Annotated in this window: 9 protein-coding genes; 6 read left to right on the top strand and 3 right to left on the bottom strand. The window is 43.8% G+C overall.

The window, feature by feature from the left end; translation table 11 throughout:
- Position 1 precedes the first annotated feature (1 nt).
- Positions 2-2,689 carry a YfhO family protein gene (locus tag G596_RS0109225; RefSeq protein WP_022761556.1) on the bottom strand — a complete coding sequence of 896 codons (2,688 nt, stop codon included), beginning with the start codon at positions 2,687-2,689 and terminating at the stop codon, positions 2-4.
- Between the two features lie 15 nt (positions 2,690-2,704).
- The gene (locus G596_RS21595; RefSeq protein WP_022761557.1) at positions 2,705-5,590 is read right to left on the bottom strand and encodes a transglycosylase domain-containing protein; all 2,886 of its coding nucleotides are present in this window, start codon (positions 5,588-5,590) and stop codon (positions 2,705-2,707) included.
- A 129-nt stretch (positions 5,591-5,719) separates the two neighbouring features.
- Here G596_RS21595 and G596_RS0109235 point away from each other — a divergent pair, with 129 nt between their 5' ends.
- The gene (locus tag G596_RS0109235; RefSeq protein WP_022761558.1) at positions 5,720-6,352 is read left to right on the top strand and encodes a YigZ family protein; all 633 of its coding nucleotides are present in this window, start codon (positions 5,720-5,722) and stop codon (positions 6,350-6,352) included.
- Positions 6,353-6,495: 143 nt separating this feature from the next.
- Complete coding sequence (locus tag G596_RS0109240; RefSeq protein ID WP_022761559.1) at positions 6,496-7,623, top strand: aldo/keto reductase; 1,128 nt, start codon at positions 6,496-6,498, stop codon at positions 7,621-7,623.
- Between the two features lie 43 nt (positions 7,624-7,666).
- Here the strand turns inward: G596_RS0109240 and typA are convergent, their stop codons facing one another.
- Complete coding sequence (gene typA, locus G596_RS0109245) at positions 7,667-9,508, bottom strand: translational GTPase TypA (protein ID WP_022761560.1); 1,842 nt, start codon at positions 9,506-9,508, stop codon at positions 7,667-7,669.
- Positions 9,509-9,789: 281 nt separating this feature from the next.
- Between typA and G596_RS0109250 the strand changes: the two genes are divergently transcribed.
- The 4 genes from G596_RS0109250 to G596_RS23730 all read left to right on the top strand — a co-directional run bounded on the left by G596_RS0109250 (position 9,790) and on the right by G596_RS23730 (position 18,504).
- The gene (locus G596_RS0109250; RefSeq protein WP_022761561.1) at positions 9,790-10,266 is read left to right on the top strand and encodes a hypothetical protein; all 477 of its coding nucleotides are present in this window, start codon (positions 9,790-9,792) and stop codon (positions 10,264-10,266) included.
- Between the two features lie 32 nt (positions 10,267-10,298).
- A complete protein-coding gene (locus tag G596_RS23725) occupies positions 10,299-12,593 on the top strand; it encodes a response regulator (protein ID WP_022761562.1) in 2,295 nt (764 codons plus the stop codon).
- A 9-nt stretch (positions 12,594-12,602) separates the two neighbouring features.
- Positions 12,603-13,082 carry a Cys-tRNA(Pro) deacylase gene (gene ybaK, locus G596_RS0109260; RefSeq protein ID WP_022761563.1) on the top strand — a complete coding sequence of 160 codons (480 nt, stop codon included), beginning with the start codon at positions 12,603-12,605 and terminating at the stop codon, positions 13,080-13,082.
- 331 nt (positions 13,083-13,413) lie between these two features.
- Positions 13,414-18,504: an InlB B-repeat-containing protein gene (locus tag G596_RS23730; RefSeq protein WP_022761564.1), complete on the top strand. Its 5,091-nt coding sequence runs from the start codon at positions 13,414-13,416 to the stop codon at positions 18,502-18,504.
- Positions 18,505-18,537: the final 33 nt, after the last annotated feature.

Raw genomic sequence — 18,537 nt, forward strand, 5'->3', positions numbered from 1 at the left:
GTCAGCTTTGCTGACACCTTCCCCCAAAGGGGAAGGCAATAGATATTATAAGCATTATTATTCCTATCAGGCTTAGGATAAATCCTGCCACGAGACCCGGGGTGCGGTAAACCAGTTTGATGTCGTGGTGGCCATCGGTCATTTCAAGAGCACTGAACATGGTGTCGGCTGTGAGGAGCTCTGTCTTTTTGCCGTCAACGTAGGCGGTCCATCCCTTGGAATAAGGAATTGATAAGAAGAGAATCTCACTGTCGCCGCAGTCAATGCTTCCTGTAATAGTATTTGTTGCAAAGGAGATGGGATTCTTGTGAAGATCCACATCCGTAAGTGTATGTGCTTTAAGCTCTGTGAGGCGGTCATGCATGGTTGCAAGCGATCTGCAATACACGCTCATCTCATCGAATTTATAGGTGCCTTTTTCATTAAAATTGATTCTGATATAGGTCTTTGCCTCGTTGGCATTTCCGAGATTTACAAGGAAATCATGCCAGCCGGAGTAGTACCAGGAGCGCTCTGTCTTGTAATCGATATTTTTGCTGATACAGGTGCCGTCAGCGAGCTCTGTGGAGATGATGATGCTGGGCACGTCATTTTTACACTTGATTCGAAGGTTCTTCAGATACAAAAGAGTTTCGCAGCCGGGGTTACCGTTAAAGGTGAGAAGAACGGAGGAACCTGCTTTTGCCTTGAAACCGCCGTTTACTTCCTTTACATCGCCCTCAAGAGTTATGTCATAAGGAATAGACTCAGAGGTGAAAACCGGCTCAGCTTCAGGATATTTGGATGCGATATCATCTTTTAGAACGGCTCCGTAAAGGAGTGCTTCCTCGCGCTGAACAGGAGTCATGGCGCTTAGAGCAGACTCTGATATGGCGTTGCTATAAGTAAAACCAAGAGGCATAGCGTCAGGGTTTTCATAGATTCCAAAGTTGTACTTTTCATAAGACGGTACATATCCGTAGGGTACGAAGGCCTGTTGCTCAGGGGTGTTATATCTGAGAGAGTAGTATCGAACTCCGGCAATCGAATTAAGGACTGCTCTGTCGTCAAGGGCAAAGTATGCAAAGCTCTGCTGGTCGTTTATAGCCATGAGCTTGAAGTACTCGGATACGCTCTTATCGGCAAGACTCCAGAAGAACTGTGTTGAGGATATGCCATCGAGCATAGCAGCGTTCCAGACAAGGTCTCGGCCTGAATAGCGGTAAAAATCATTCGAGGCATCGAGGCCTGAAGCTGCTGCATTTTCTTCGACCACCTGAACTTCGGTGCTCTGAAGCTGGGCATACATTTCCTCGGGAGTGCAGATATCCATGTAATCTCTTATCATGTTGCCCTCGTCGGGTGAGTACGCCATGCGGCCATTTTTCGTGATAAATCCAAGTGTTATCATAAGGATCATTATACTTACGATAGAAGCGACAAAGGCGGGTTTACGCTCTTTTCCTTTTCCCATGAAGGCAGCTGCTTTATTTCCTGCGAAGTCCGTAAATTCAGCGGTTATAAAACCTGCGAAAAGAGCACAGGCAAAAGCCCATCTGTTTACGGCATAGGAGAAGGCTGCAAAGACATATCCGCAAAACGGCAGGCACAGGAAGATGGTAAGAAGTATCATGTAAACCAGTTCCTGGTAGATAGCTGTTTTTGTTCCGGATTCTGCAGAGTCTTTCCTGGTTACAAGATAATACACAGCGCGGATAATAACGAATACAGCAGCTATTACAAATACCGGTGTAAAGCCAAGCTGAGTGTCGTTTGATCCGTGATAGACGAAGCTGTAAACATTTTTCCAAAGCTCCTTGTAATATGCGGCGTCGTAGAAGAGCGGGATTGTGATGCCGGAAGCTGATCTCGGATTATTCGGAAAAGCAACGAGAACGGGCAGCAGTATGAACATGCTCATCAGGGTGCCGATAATTCCGTAGGCAAAGAATGTGCCGATGGTACGAAGCATAGCACCGGGCTCGTGTTTTCCAATATAAGAAAAAAGCAGCCTTACGATTACATAGATGATAGTAAGGAGCACGATTATATAGAAAAAGTAGAAATTGTTGGTACCTGCGAGAAAGACGGCAACAGCGAAAAATGCCGGCTTTTTCTCTTTTAAGATCTTCTCCGCCCCGAGAAGAACCAGCGGGAGATAGATCAAAGGGTTCGCAAAGAAGGGATGCCACAGGCCGAGGTACATGAAATATGAACCGAAGCTGTAGGTGAACATTCCCGTAAGAAGTGCCGGCGCGGACATATCTTTTCGCATATATTTCGCATACAGTGAAAAGGTGATACCTGCAAGGTACGCGCGTAGAATCATAACTACCTGGAAGTAGATATGAATATATTCTGTTTTTACAAACGCGGAAAATAAATTAAGAAGATCGCCGAGGGCATAGTACTGAAGCGTAGGATACATGTCGCTTCCGTATCCTATCCCGAAGGCGAAGGTCTGAAGGCTGAGGGAGTGGTCCTTGAATACATGATAAAAAACTCCGCGGAGCCACTTTGAATAGTAAGCCGCAGCCTTAAGATGCTGCCGCCAGGTATCACCCTCGCAGATGAGGCTCTTGCCGTTTGAATAGAAATATCCATAGACAAGAGCTGACATGGCAGCAAATATGGCTGTGTAGGTAAGATAGAAAACTAATGTCTTCCATCCGGATTTTTTTGAAACATTCTGATCATTATGTATATCCATTATACGGGAATCCCCTTATTCATCGTCCTCTTCTTCATCGTCGTCATTGTCCTCTTCGGGAGTGGCGGCGGGAGCTGCCTCGGGAGCAGGTGCGGCTTCGGCAGCAGGCTGAACATTCTCTGCGGGAGCAGGAGTTTCAGCGGGAGCAGGTGTTTCAGCAGGAGCAGGAGTTTCTGCCGGTGTCTCTGCAGGTGCGGCATTCGGATCCGTAGTATTAAGAGAATCCGGACTTGCAGGTGTAGCATTTGCATTGCCCACGGCAGGACCTGTGTAGATGATACCCTGCTGGATAAGGCTTGTCTCCTGAGCAAGAATTTCCTGTATATTCGGCTGAGCCATGAATTCAGGTGTGTGGTGACAGGTTACGGAAGGCGTTACAACCGTATTTCCTGCTTCGTCAACACTGGTAGTGTAGTTGCCTGAACCGCTGCCGCCGGGTGACTGTGCCTGAAGTGCTGCAGGCTCCGGAGGAATAAGCTCAAATACACCTGATATTTTGAAAGGACACTGTTCTGTAGCGGGATGCTGATCACTCTGACACAGGATTCCTGAATAGTGAACGTTACAGCTATCAGAGGGAGCAGTACCTTCTTCAAAGTACTCGGTCATAAGTGTGCCATCGCAGAGTCCTGCAATAGGCGATTTTCCTGATCTTGAGCAAACCGTGGCTGTGACAACGGAAGCGGGTTTCTCGAAGGTGGTGGAGGGCAGGTTCTCATGTATCTTGGACATTACGGCTCTCCACATGTCCTTCGCAAGATGCTGCTCTGCTTTGGTGGTCAGATCCACGTTGTTGTCATAGCCTGCCCAGGTAGTTGCAGTGTAATAGGTTGTGTAGCCTGCAAACCAAACGTCGTTCTCATCTGAGGTAGTACCTGTCTTACCTGCTATGGCGGTTGTTCCGAAGTTAACAGCGGTACCTGTACCCTTGGTTACAACGTCCTGCATTGCACTTGTAAGCAGATAAGCAGTGGACTCCTTGAGGATTCTTGTGGAATCGGAGTTCGTATTATCAAGAAGGGTATTACCTTCGTGGTCGACAACCTTGGTATAAAGCTTGGGCTTGATGTAAACGCCCCCATTTGCGATTGCCGCATAAGCTGCGTTAAGTTCCATGTTGGTGACACCGTGTGTCAGACCGCCGAGAGCTGTAGGAAGCTGAACATCTGTGAAAATCTTACCGTTAATTTCTTCGTTTTCAGCAAGGGTCGTGAAACCGAAATTTTTCAGATAATCAAAAGCAAGCTGAGGAGTGATAACGGTCATCGTCTTAACTGCGATGATGTTCATTGACTGCTCGATCGCGGTTCTTATAGAGGTAAGACCTCTGTAGGACTCGCCGTACCAGTTGTTAACGGGACGGCCGTCAGGATAATTGAACGGAGCATCGTTAAATACGGTAGCAAGGGTAAGGCCTGCGCTGTCCAGAGCAGGTGCATAGGTTGAGAGCACCTTGAAGGTTGAACCGGGCTGGCGAACAGTGTCTGTCGCACGGTTAAGTGTTCTGGAAGCGGTCTTGTTTCCGCGGCCTCCGACCATGGCTACCACATAGCCTGTGGTGTGATCCTCGATTGTGAGAGATACCTGAGGCTGAGGTGTTAGATTCTTGCGCTCACCGTCGATGGTATCATTTGGTCCGACAACAGCAGCCTTGTAGGTTTCAATTGCCGCATCTGCTTCTTCCTCTGAGTTAAACAGCATGTTGAAGCCTTTGTTCTCCTGCTGGAAATAAGATTTCATCATCTCTGTGCTGTAGTTGGTAGGATTGCCCTCAGAATCAATTGTAGTAAGTGCATAATCGAGAAGGTATTTCGTGCCTTCGGGATAATTGGATTCATCCATGTAAACCGAGTCACAGATTGACTGAATAGCGGGATCCTGTGTTGAGTAGATCTTAAGACCACCGCTGTACAGGAGCGTATAAGCCTGAGTCTCGTTATAACCTGCATCGATCAGGTCGTCGATAAGCTGGTTTGTAAGCGCGTCGACGAAGTAGGAGTTGATGGTGTTATCAGCAGTCTCCTTGTCAGCAACCTGAATTCTGGCATAGACATCGTCGTTCATTGCTTCATCAAACTCTATCTGAGAGATGTAGCCCTGTTTCAGCATTTTTTTCAGTACTGTCTCACGGCGCTCAGCGTTCTTGTCCGGATGCGTAATGGGATTAAAACGGCTGGGGTTCTGCGTGATACCTGCGATAACCGCGCACTCTGACAGAGTCAGGTTAGTAACAGACTTGTTGAAATAGCGAAGTGAAGCTGCCTGCACACCGAGAGTGTTAGAGCCCAGGTTGATGGTGTTCATATAGTTAAGGAGGATATCCTCCTTGCTCATGGTTTTTTCAAGCTGAATTGCGAGATACTGCTCCTGAACCTTACGCTTTATCTTGGCGATATCGGAGTTCTCACTGGTCCATCCGGTAAATACGTTGTTCTTAAGAAGCTGCTGGGTTATGGTACTTGCACCCTGAGAGAGATCATGGCTGGTGATACCAATGTAAGCAGCTCTGAAGATACCCTGAATATCAATACCGTTGTGCTGGTAAAAACGCTCATCCTCTATGGCTACGAAAGCGTGAGCAAGATTTTCGGGAATCATGTCCATTGTAACCGGGATTCTGTTTGAATCGGTTGAAACCAGCTTTGCTGTCTGGTTACCTTCCGTATCGTATACAAAGGTTGAATATCCGGTGGGAGTTACGTTTATTTTGCCAATCTCCGGCGCAGTATCAATAATACCTCTGAACACACCGATACCTGCGCATACTCCGATAACAGCAATACCGATGCATACTATAAGTATAAGTTCAAATGATATAAGAGAGATTTTCTTCCCCCATTTGGTAGTACCTGAGACTATAGAGTGTTGCTGATCTCTGATACCTTTTCTTCCAAAATTCATAAATTCCTCCAGTAGTGGTATGATATACAGAGCAATTCGTATATCATTTTTTAGTAATATTAATAAGTAGTATTATTCAAACTACTATTATAACAAATATGACAAATAATGGATAGTCTGGGGGAATACATGGGAAAAACGGACAGTTATAAAGTGATATTAGAGCAGGGATGCGGTGAAATAGTTGAAAAGAAATCCCGCTTCATTGCAAATGTCTTACCGGTGGAGAGCGTGCAGGAGGCTGAGGAGCAGATAGCTGCTTTTCAAAAAAAGTTCTGGGATGCCAGACACAACTGCTATGCTTTTGTTATCGGCTCGGATTTTGGAACAACCAGGTGCAGTGACAACGGTGAACCCTCGGGTACTGCGGGAAAACCGATTCTTGAAGTCATAAAAGGCGCCGGAGTAACTAACGTCCTTATAATAGTAACAAGATATTTCGGAGGAGTTCTTCTTGGAACCGGGGGACTTGTACGCGCCTACACTCAGGCGGCTCAGGCGGGGCTCGCCGCAGCAAAAGTGGGAGAGATGGTCTATGGCAAGAGATTTCACCTAACCGCCGATTACACACTGGTGAACGGCATTCAGTATTACCTCAGACAGGAGGAGATTCCTCTTGAAAACGAAACATACACCGACAAGGTGGAGTATGACATCACTGTTCGCATGGAAGACGCAGATAGAATTAAAGATGGTCTTACTCAGAAGACTGAGGGCAGACTTGGCATCGAGGAGACCGGAGAGGGTTATTATCCATTTTGAATTTGATTTGTATAGCCTGAAAAAGTCACAATAATCGATAATAATTATTTTACATAATGCCCTATATAGTGTGCACAATCAATATGATAAAATTTAAATCTGAGTATTTAAGAATTATTATCATTTTGTTTGGAGGACACACAATGGACAATTCATTCCCTGAAATAAAAACATTTTTCGGATTTGGATGCATGAGACTTCCAATGAAGGGTACGGAAGTTGATATCGAGCAGTTCAAGAATATGGCGGATTATTTCATAAATAGCGGCTTTAATTACTTTGATACTGCGCATGGCTATATTGATGGTAAATCTGAAAAGGCTATCAAAATCGCTGTTTCCGACAGATATCCGAGAGAAAAATTCCTTTTGACTGATAAACTGACTGAGCCCTATTTCAGCAAGGAAGAGGATATTCGGCCATTTTTCCAGAGTCAGCTCGATGCTTGCGGCGTGGATTATTTTGACTTCTATCTGATGCATGCCCAGAATGCAAAGAATTTCGAGCATTTCAAGAAGTGCAAGGCATACGAGACTGCCTTCAAGCTCAAGGAAGAGGGTAAGATAAGGCACGTAGGGCTCTCTTTCCACGACAGTGCAGAGGTACTGGATAAGATACTCACAACTTATCCCGAGGTAGAGATCGTTCAGATTCAGTTCAATTATATTGATTATGAGGATCCTGCCGTTCAGAGCCACAAATGTCTTGATGTGTGCAGAAAGCACGGCAAGCCGGTTATCGTGATGGAGCCCGTAAAGGGAGGAAATCTTGTGAATCTTCCTGCAGATGCACAGAAGGTATTTGATGAACTGGGAGCCGGATTATCAAATGCAAGCTATGCCATTAGATTCGCTGCGAGCCAGGACGGAATACGAATAGTTCTCTCCGGAATGAGCGATTTTGCACAGATGAAGGACAACGTATCTTTCATGAAGGACTTTAAGCCTCTGGATGAGGCGGAAATGGGTGCAATAGCCAAGGTTACAGCTATCTACAAGGACCTTGATGCAATTCCCTGCACCTCATGTCACTACTGCGTAGAACAGAATCACTGTCCGATGAATATTATGATTCCGGAGATTTTCTCCTGCATGAACACCAGGAAAATTTTCAACGACTGGAATCAGAAGATGTATTATGCAAATGTGTTAACTTCTGACGGAAAAGGAAAGGCCAGCGAATGCATCGAATGTGGAGGCTGTGAAACCGCCTGTCCTCAACATTTGGAAATTCGCTCTTTGCTAAAGGATGTTGCGAAGGAACTTGAGTAAACGAAAACGGGGCCGCCCGGTATTGGGCGACCCCGATATTTTTTTATTTCTTGTTCTTAGCAGCGAAACCTGCACGTTTTCTAAGTGTAGGATCAAGGATTTTCTTTCTGATACGAAGAGTTGTGGGTGTTACCTCAAGGAGCTCATCGGTGTCGATGAAGTCGATGCACTGCTCGAGAGACATGATACGCGGAGGTACAAGTCTGAGTGCTTCATCAGCAGATGATGTTCTTGTATTGGTGAGGTGCTTGGTCTTACATACGTTAACCTCGATGTCCTCACTTTTTCCTGAAGTACCGATAACCATTCCTGAGTAAACCTTATCGCCGGGGCTGATGAAGAGCTGTCCGCGCTCCTGAGCGTTGAACAGACCGTAAGTTACAGCCTCGCCTGTCTCGAAGGAGATAAGTGAACCCTGCTTACGATAGGAGATATCTCCCTTGTAAGGTGCGTAGCCGTCGAAGATGGTGTTCATGATACCGTTACCCTTGGTATCTGTCATGAACTCACCTCTGTAACCGATAAGTCCTCTTGAAGGGATGAGGAACTCAAGGCGTGTATAACCGCCGTTTGCAAGTCCCATGTTGATCATCTCACCTTTTCTCTCACCGAGCTTCTGGATAACGCTACCGGAAAACTCCTCCGGAACGTCGATGTAGCATTTCTCCATGGGCTCAAGCCTCTTGCCGTTCTCGTCTTCCTTGTAGATAACCTCAGCCTTACTTACTGCGAACTCATAGCCCTCACGACGCATTGTCTCGATAAGAACTGAAAGGTGAAGCTCACCACGTCCTGAAACCTTGAAAGTCTCTGTTGTTTCGGTGTCCTCAACACGAAGAGATACATCGGTGTTGAGCTCTCTATAAAGACGGTCACGGATGTGACGTGAAGTTACATATTTACCTTCCTGACCTGCAAGAGGTGAATCGTTGACGATGAAGTTCATAGAGATTGTGGGCTCTGAGATCTTCTGGAAAGGAATAGCATTAGGTGCATCTGTTGCACAGAGTGTATCACCGATCTTGAGATCCTCGATACCGGAAATAGCGACGATTGAACCGATGCCTGCTTCCTGAACCTCAACCTTACCAAGACCCTGGAACTCATAGAGCTTACTGATCTTAGTCTTGTAGGACTTGTCAGGCTCGTGATGATTTACTACGAGGACTTCCTGATTTACCTTAACTGAACCGTTATCAATTTTTCCTACACCGATACGACCTACATACTCGTTGTAGTCGATTGTGCTGATGAGCATCTGTGTGCCTGCATCGGGATCGCCGACAGGAGCAGGAATGTAGTTAATGATGGTGTCAAGAAGGGGCTTAAGGTCGCTTCCGGGCTCATCAAGTGACATGGATGAAGTTCCGGCCTTTGCTGATGCAAATACGAAAGGACAGTCAAGCTGCTTATCATCTGCGCCAAGGTCAAGAAGAAGCTCTAAAACCTCATCGATAACTTCATTGGGACGAGCTTCGGGTCTGTCGATCTTGTTGATGCATACGATTACGGGGAGTTTAAGCTCCATCGCTTTTCCAAGAACGAACTTGGTCTGGGGCATCGCACCCTCGAATGCGTCAACGACAAGGATAACGCCGTTAACCATCTTGAGAACTCGCTCAACCTCTCCGCCGAAATCTGCGTGGCCGGGAGTGTCGATGATGTTGATCTTTATATCTTTATAAGAAATAGCTGTGTTCTTGGACATGATGGTGATTCCGCGCTCACGCTCGATATCGCCTGAATCCATAACACGCTCTACGACGTCCTGGCCCTCACGAAATACGCCGCTCTGTCTGAGCAGTCCGTCAACCAGTGTGGTTTTACCGTGATCGACATGGGCTATGATTGCTACGTTTCTGACATCGTTTCTTGTCTGTTTCATTTTTACCTCCGTATGAAATGAATGGTTCAATTTTACAATCCCCTCATCCGCCACCTGTCTACGCTCCGCTTCGGTCCGCGCTGGACCGACGTCCCCCGGACGTCGAGCGCCCCCAGGGGGAAGGCATAGAATAAGGAAATAACTAGTTTAATTAATTTCAAAACTCACATAGTATATCATGCACTATACCATGTTGCAATGAGCAGAATGATTAAAAAAATCTAAACAGCGCAATCTTTATTTAATTTTCCGCTTTAACGTTTTAAAATAGAGGTATGAGTATGGACAGCTATGACAAGAACCTGCAGCGCTTTGAACAAGCCCAGGGTGCAAAGATCGATCCCCATGGAATTAAGACAGGGGTAAGAGTTTGCAAAAATTGTGGAAGAAAGCTTCTTCATGGTGTGGAGGGGGATCTCTGCCCCTTGTGTGCTGAGCAGGAGCTCTTTTGTGATGTCCGCGACTATATCCGTGCGAATGATGTGAGGGATTATGAGGTGGCGCAGCACTTTAATATCCCTCTCAGTAAAGTGAAGAATTGGATTAAACAGGGTCGCATTCAGTACAAGGACGACCCTTCAATGAAACAGGTGCTCATGGGAAACTATTGCCAGGTTTGCGGAAGCCCCACAAACTTCGGTACAATCTGTCCCAAATGTATGAAAGAGAGGAAAAAGTCCCAGCAGATCGGTGTTGCTATCGGTCAGCCCAAGCCTGAAGGCAGCAATAAGATGAGATTTATGGAGGATGATAAATAGATTCATTGTGACAACACAGGGGGCGTCACTATATGTATTATTCCAGTTTAGCTTCGTTATCTTTAGTAATATGTTTTATTATAAACAACAAACTGTTTAGAACAGGATATAGCAGGGAATTACCGAAAGCAAAGCTTGAATACAGGCACTTTCTTCACAGCCTTATTCTGTTTATGGTAACAGATATCGCCTGGGGATTATTGTATGAGATGCATATTATCCCGTTGGTTTATCTGGATACTATCGCATATTTCGCATCGCAAGCTCTTGCTGTCTTATTTTGGACAAGATTTGTTGTGGCCTATCTGGATAGGAACAGCTTTACTGACAGGATTCTTCTTGATGTTGGGAAAGTCACGTTTATCTTTGTTGTTTCATGTCTTGTGATTAACATTTTTACCCCTATAGTATTTTCATTTGACGAAAATGGCATCTTCTTATCACTGCCTATACGATATCTTTTTTTGATTATACAGGATGTTTTTTTTACAGTAGTTGCATTATACACTTTCAGGGCATACTTTAAGGAGGCAAAAAACAAGAGACATCAATATCGGACAATTGCAGTATCAGGGGCAGTTATGGCTGTTTTTATGACATTTCAAACCTTTAATCCGCTTCTGCCTTTTTGTGTGACTGGCTTCTTGATTTCAACCTGTCTCATTCATGCATTTGTTGCAGAGGAAGAGGCAGCTGAAAAGGCTATTCTTCTGGATGGAGCTTTAAAAGAGGCTGAAAAAGCGAATGCTGCCAAGACAGTTTTCCTGACAAATATGAGTCATGAAATTCGTACCCCGATCAATGTAATAATGGGAATGAATGAAATTATACGGCAAAGCTCCAATGATGATAAAATCCTGTCCTGTACAGACAATATTCGGAAGTCCGGGACAAGTCTTCTTTCCATAATACGCGATATTTTAGACTTTACCAAGATAGAGACAGGTAGGATGGAGCTTGTCTGCGAAGAGTATTATTTGCCGGATGTTATCGGAGATATTTATAATCTTATTCGTTTTAGGGCTGAGGAAAAGGGACTTGAACTTTGCTTTGAAATAGATGCTAAGATGCCCGTAAGGATGAAGGGTGATGCGCTGAGAATTAAGCAGGTGATCACTAATCTTTTGACAAATGCCGTTAAATATACGGAAAAAGGAAGCGTAACCTTTAAGGCAACGGTGCTTGAGAAAAAAGAGAACATTGCTGCCATAAGAGTATCTGTGATTGACACAGGAATTGGAATTAAGGACGAGGATAAGGAAAAACTGTTAGCGCCTTTTGAACGGCTCGATACAAATCGCACACGTACTATAGCGGGTACAGGTGTAGGACTTTCTATAACCTCGGCCCTTCTTCGGATGATGGGATCACAGCTTAGCGTGGACAGTATCTATAATGCAGGGTCGAATTTTCATTTTGATGTTTCGCAGGAAATTGCGGAGAACACTCCTATTGGTGAAAACTGGATGGATGCTCTTACTTCTTATAAATATACTGATAAGGCAGAGCGTAGAAACTTTACATCACCGGATAGTCACATTCTGATTGTTGATGATACAGCTTTGAACCTGCAGGTAATTTGTGGGCTCCTAGAGCCGACCGGAATTCAGATAGATACTGCGGAGAGCGGCGCGGAAGGAATCGATAAATTTGCGGCTGGTTCATATGACCTTGTTCTGCTTGATTATTTGATGCCACACATGAATGGCATCGAAACGCTTGCCAAAATAAAGGAAGAATATCCAGAGAAGGCTGCCACAACACCTATTATTTCCATTACGGCAAACGCTGTTGCAGGAGACCGTGAGCGTATGCTTGAAGCCGGTTTTACCAATTATTTGTCAAAACCTGTGGTAGTCGGAGAACTTATGGATATGCTCATTCAGTTTCTTCCTGATGAGAAGGTCCATTTAGTCGCGCAGGCATCATCGGAAGAGGTCGAAGAGGCAAAGGAAGATGATGAACTGGAAGGAATTCCGGCAAAGCTTCTGGATATTCCTTGGATCGATGTAAAGCAGGGCGTTGAGTATTGCGGCACTGCCGAGACATATATGATGGCGCTTTCCATGTTTACGGATCATATTGATGAAAAGGCTGATCTGCTTGAGGACTGTCTTACAAATGATGATCTCGAAATGTTTATCGTGACTGTTCATGCCCTTAAGGGGAGCTCACTGACGCTTGGGATGGCGGATTTTTCAGCAAAATCGAAGGAACTTGAATTTGCGGGGAAGAGAAACGATATTGAATTTATTAAGGAGAAGATTGCTGATTACCTGGATGAATTCCGCGGGTTAAAACCCGTTCTTCAGGAGTGCAGTCAGTAGGAGAATGATATGAAAAAAGAGGAAAAAACAAATGTTATGCGTGTGCTTGACGGAAAGAAGATAGCTTACGAGAGTCACGCCTATAATCCGGATGCGACGATGTCCGGCGAAGAGATAGCAGGCCTTCTCGGCGAGGATCCCGAGAAGGTCTTTAAAACGCTTGTTACGCAGGCAAAAAGCGGAGCCTACTATGTTTTCGTGGTTCCCGTTAAGCAAGAACTTGACCTCAAAAAGGCAGCTAAGGCAGCAGGCGAGAAGGCAGTCAGTATGATCAAGCAAAAAGAACTCCTTCCGCTTACCGGTTATGTGCACGGTGGCTGCTCACCTATAGGAATGAAGAAACAGTTCCCTACATTCATCCACGAGACTGCAATGCAGTATGAGCGGATATTTGTCAGCGCCGGCAAGGTGGGATACCAGATAGAGCTAAGTCCCTCGGACCTTACCAGCGTTGTGAGGTGCACGGCGGCGGATATTGTGGTGGATTAGTAGATTTCATGTGGCAATTGGAATATTACTATTATATGGATTTCATGCAGGTTTCTGATAAAGGCTTTTCTTCATTATAGAAGGAAGCCTTTTTGATTTGTGAATGATGACAGTAATCCATAAAAGATATGAATGATAGACGCAATATAATTAAAATAATAACGTAAATTTACACCAAAATAATTAAATGCAAAAATAATGTAAAATAAGTTGAAAAATATGAGCAAAAAGTATAGACATTCCTAAATTTCTGGAGTAGACTTAAGGACGGTTTGTTAAGTTATGTGTTAAAAACGTTTCAATAAATGAAGTCTTTTCTAGGAGGGTACTAATGAAAGGAAAGTGTTTACTTAGTGTTCTGGCAATGATGATGCTGTTGCTGTTTTTGCCGGGAAACATGGTTGCCAAGGCTGAGCCTAATGCGGGTGAGAAATATACGATCACCTTTGCTACAAGTCAGGGTGGTTTTTATAATATCAGTTCCAATGGCTATTATGAAGCTACCAGGGAACAGGTTATTGATGCCGGATCAGCTATAGGAACCGTGGCGGAACCGTTTGATAGCTATAATAATTATCTTTTTGATGGCTGGTATAAGGACTCGAATTACGATGAGCCTATAAGTGATATTGAAACCTTTGTTCCCGAAGGAAATATGACAATATACGCTAACTGGCGTGCGGTTAATGGAGACAGTGATTTATATGTTACCGTAGATTTTAATGGTGGTACATGTAATGGTTCTACATCTTTCATTGAATATGGCGATTCTGATGGAAAATGGTATATAAAAGGAGGAAAGACACTCCAGTCAACAGGAATGCCTAATGCATATCGAGAAAACTATGGTTTTACCGGTTGGTATACCGATGCAGCTTGCACCCAGCAGGTAACAGAGAATACCGCAATTACTCCCGGACAGACATACTATGCAGGCTGGACTAGAGAATGTTATTCGGTGACATTGGATGCCGGTGAGGGATATTTTAATCAGAATCCGGAGTGTAAAGACGAGAAATGGTCAATTCCAGTTGGATCAAGTATGTATTTAATTGGAAGTGTCTCGGGATATACAAGTGATGGCAAGGTTATCGCCGGATGGTATGAAGATGCCGCTTTGACAAAAGAAATTACTCTTGTTGATGGAAATTATACTCCTACAGAGGATGTGACAGTATATGCAAAGTGGGAACCCGGCTACAAGGTGACCTTTGATTACGGTATTGCTGCTGATGAATTTAGTTCTGACGAATACACACATTCCTATTTTGTAAAGAAAAATTCGAAAAATAACCTGTATCCGAACGATATGACCGGAAAAACATACGGAGATTATGTGTTTAACGGTTGGTATCTTGATAAGGATTGCACAAGATATGTTACAAGCCTTTATGATGTCCTTGTTTCCGAGGATATGACTTTTTATGCCAAGTGGTCGGAGAAGTGTACCATCACTTATAATGCCGGCGATGGTAAGTTTTATGATGGCAGCAAGACCATGACAGTCAACATTCCTCAGGGTGAGTATTTTTCAACAAAGTATGTAACCTATGCCAATGATTCTTCAAAGGTGTGTGTAGGATGGTCATTAACAGAAGGCGGTCAGGCTGTAGAGATTAATGAGATTACAGCGTACCAGGATACAACGCTTTATGCAGTATATGAAGATGGTTGCGAGGTTACCTTTGATGCCAATGGTGGAACAATCTCGTATTATATGGAAACTACTGGTAATGGCGGTAATGGTCGTACGGTTGATGACTCTAAGTTGAAACTGCAATTTAAACGTAATGCTCCATTAAGCAGTAATCTGTATGTTAATTACAACGGAGCTATATATGCTGTTAATGACGACAATCAAATGTTTAGGGGATGGAGTACATCTAAATCTGTGGATGATATAGTTGAGTTGTACTCGTATGTTCCGAACGGAAACAGTGTAACACTGTATGCTATCTGGGGCGACAGATGCACAGTAACTTTTGATGCAAATGGTGGATATTTTTACGATAACAGCCAGAAATCAGAATGCTCAGTGGCTTCCGGTGAAAAAATCGGAGGCTATAGTATTCCTTCATCTGATGATGCAAAAATATTCTCATCCTGGAATACCAGAGCAGATGGAAAAGGCGAGACAATAACAGATATTTATGGTTATGTTGTCACAGAAGATGTCACCCTCTATGCTCAGTGGGATGATGCTTATGTTATAACCTATGATGCAAACGGTGGTTACTTTGTAAACATGGGTACTGCTGTAGATACCAAATATATGTATAAAATCAAAAAGGGTCAGCAGACATATATGGGTAGCTACAATATGAAGAACAGTGATAGTTCTCTTGCTTTTGCAGGATGGAGCACATCTCCTGACAGAGAGGAAAATGTTCAATCTAATACCAGTTACACACCAAACTCCGATATGACATTTTATGCTGTATGGAAAAAGGGTAATAAGATAACGTATCATGCAAATTCAGATGGAGGTTATTTCAGATACGACGGTGAAGACAAAACAGAGATAGAGCTTACTGTACCTGAAGGAGCAACTATTTTTGGGAATTATTATTATGCTCCTTCATATGTGAATAATGATGAGAATTGGCAGTTTGCTGGATATAACACTAAAGCTGATGGAAGTGGTAAGGATATTACTTACGATTTCGTTCCTACGGGCGATATGCATGTTTATGCTAAGTGGGTCAAAACCTATAAGATGTATTTACATGCAAACGGTGGCTATTATACTTCATATAATTCGAATGCTGGTGAGTATTCCGATCTGATGATAGTGAACTGCCAGCAGGGATTGGATGCATGGCCTGGAAGTTACAGTACTCTTAAGCATCCTTCAAATATGGCATTTGCAGGCTGGAGTACTACACCTGATGGAAAGAATACAATCGATAAGGTTGAAAAAATTGATAAAGATGTATATTTATATGCTGTCTGGGAACAGGGCTATCAGATAACCTTTGATGGCAATGGTGGTAAAGTATACCGTGGCATGTGGGAAGAGGGCTTCTCTGATGCTTCTGCTCTCGAGGATGCAGTGACAGTAACCCTTAAGAAAGGCAGAAGCCTCGGGTATTACGAAGATGGTGAAATAACTGCTTTAAGAGATGGTTATGTAATCAGAGGCTGGTCAACAACCCCTACAGGCACTAAGAGGATAGATTTTGATGAAACTATTCCTGATAAGGATATGACACTGTATGCTATCTGGAATAAGGCTGATAAAGTCACTTTTGATGCAAATGGTGGAAAAATCTACGGATATAATAATAAAACTCAGATTACAAGACAGCTGGCGGATGGATCCACATTAGATTGGAGAATGCCTCATGCTACAAATGATAATCTCGGACTTGTGGGCTGGAATACTAAGGCAGATGGAACCGGAACTTATGTAACAGAAGATACAACTATTAATTCCGATATGACGTTGTACGCTATCTGGGATGAGGGATATACGGTTACACTGGATGCCGGAAATGGAGAGATGTACATTCCTTCCATTTATGAAGAGACAAATACCTTCACTGATGTGGTAGCAAAAGGTAAAACTATTAAGCTTCCGATAAGTGAAATTTATTCAAGTGATGAATTATTCATAGGCTGGTATGAAGATTCCGCATTTACTAAGACGGTTTATGAATATAATCCTAATAATTATGATGATTATTATGAATATAAGCCTACAAAGGATGTGACTCTTTACGCGAAGTTTGAAAGAGGATATACCATCACCTTTAACGGAAATGCAGGATGGGTCTATAACAACGATGAAAAGACCTATGAGGTAGCTGTACGAAAAGGAAAGAAACTCGGAAGAGAAATCTGGGCATACACAGACGAGGGAGACGATCAGAGTAATCAGGGCTTTACAGGTTGGTATATGGACCCCGAATGTAAAACTCTTGTAGCTACCAGAACAACAATTGAGGATTATGTTCCTACAGGTGATATCACACTTTATGCAGGTTTCATAGACGGAGAAGTTAAGGTTAAGGGTGTATCACTCGGAAAGACAAATGCAACTCTGGGTGTTGGTGATTCATTCAATCTGTCTGTTGTTGTAAAGCCTTTCAATGCAACAAATGCTGCAGTAAACTTTGAGAGTTCCAATTTTGATGTTGCTGAGGTTGATGAGGAAGGCAACATCACAGGAAAGAGTGAGGGCAGCGCTGTTATTACTGTAACTACAGTAGATGGTGGCTTCACAGCTCAGTGTGAGATTACTGTTGATGGTAAGAACGCAGAGCAGATTGCCGGCGGCATAGATACTGCTATGAACAAACTTGAACAGCAGAAGCAGAATCACGAAACTGCGCAGATGAAGAAAACTGTTGAGGAGTCCCTTAAGGGTCTTGGAACCGTTGACTCTATGGCAGATAAGGTTGAATCCAATGGTGCAATCGCTGAAAAGCTTGAGAAACTTGAGGAAACTTATACAGAAGCAGCTGGTGTAACTGTTGTTCAGCCTTCAGAGGATGAGCAGACAAAGGAAACTCTTAAGGAAGTATTCGGAGATGATGTAAATACTAATGCCGCTTCTGTTTCCGGAGCAGGACTTAATGCTGCACCCGAACAGACAGCTAAACTTTCAATTGAGCCTACTACAGAGGAAAACCAGAAGGCTGTCGGCGAGGAGTTCAACAGCGTAGCTCAGATTGATATGTCACTTAAGGTTGGCAACGGAAATGCGGCAGATGAGGAGCTTCATGAACTTGTAGCCCCCATTACAATCACTCTGCCTATGCCGAAGAACATCTTAGGTTCAAGACTTTACGTTCTTCACTATTATGCTGACGGAACCTATGAGCTTATTAAGCCTAAGCTTGTAAATAATACAATGGTTATCACTGTAAGTCACTTCAGTACTTTTGCAATTGTTGAACTTGCTGAAGGTGAGGCTGTAACAAATAATAACGGCAATGGTAACGGAAACGAGGATGCAGCGCAGCCCGCTAAGGCAGCAGAAACTCCTCAGCCCAGCCAGCCCAGTCAGCCTGCAGCAGTAGCTAATGACACTGCCGCTGCTGACACAACCCCGGCAACATCTACAAGTGCCGACACAGCTTCTACAAGTGCGGACACAGCCGATAACTCCAAGAAGGACGATGATGATCCGACAAAGGCAAGAATTACTCAGGATAAGCAGGAAATCAATGCTTCCAAGGTAGCAAAGAAGAATCAGAAGATTACTGTTAAGATCGACAGATCCAAGGGTAAGATTACAGCTAAGAACGTATCTTCCAAGAAGCTCAAGAAGTACCTTGACGTTAAGGTAAAGGGCAAGAAGGTAATCTGCACAGTCAAGAAGGGTGCCAAGAAGGGAACCTACAAGGTAAAGATTACTGTTGATAAAAACGGAAAATACAAGAAGACCACTAAGACAATTACTATTGTCGTAAAATAAATAATAGTTTGAGAGGCCCCACCCGCAGAAATG

Origin of the sequence: Butyrivibrio sp. AD3002 (assembly GCF_000420905.1) — a bacterium.
Lineage (GTDB): Bacteria > Bacillota > Clostridia > Lachnospirales > Lachnospiraceae > Butyrivibrio.

Excerpts from the sequence above, each read along its gene's own strand:
- G596_RS0109225 (WP_022761556.1), bottom strand. The coding sequence starts at position 2,689 with ATGGATATACATAATGATCAGAATGTTTCAAAAAAATCCGGATGGAAG.
- G596_RS0109235 (WP_022761558.1), top strand. The coding sequence starts at position 5,720 with ATGGGAAAAACGGACAGTTATAAAGTGATATTAGAGCAGGGATGCGGT.
- ybaK (WP_022761563.1), top strand. The coding sequence starts at position 12,603 with ATGAAAAAAGAGGAAAAAACAAATGTTATGCGTGTGCTTGACGGAAAG.
- G596_RS21595 (WP_022761557.1), bottom strand. The coding sequence starts at position 5,590 with ATGAATTTTGGAAGAAAAGGTATCAGAGATCAGCAACACTCTATAGTC.
- typA (WP_022761560.1), bottom strand. The coding sequence starts at position 9,508 with ATGAAACAGACAAGAAACGATGTCAGAAACGTAGCAATCATAGCCCAT.
- G596_RS0109240 (WP_022761559.1), top strand. The coding sequence starts at position 6,496 with ATGGACAATTCATTCCCTGAAATAAAAACATTTTTCGGATTTGGATGC.
- G596_RS23725 (WP_022761562.1), top strand. The coding sequence starts at position 10,299 with ATGTATTATTCCAGTTTAGCTTCGTTATCTTTAGTAATATGTTTTATT.
- G596_RS0109250 (WP_022761561.1), top strand. The coding sequence starts at position 9,790 with ATGGACAGCTATGACAAGAACCTGCAGCGCTTTGAACAAGCCCAGGGT.
- G596_RS23730 (WP_022761564.1), top strand. The coding sequence starts at position 13,414 with ATGAAAGGAAAGTGTTTACTTAGTGTTCTGGCAATGATGATGCTGTTG.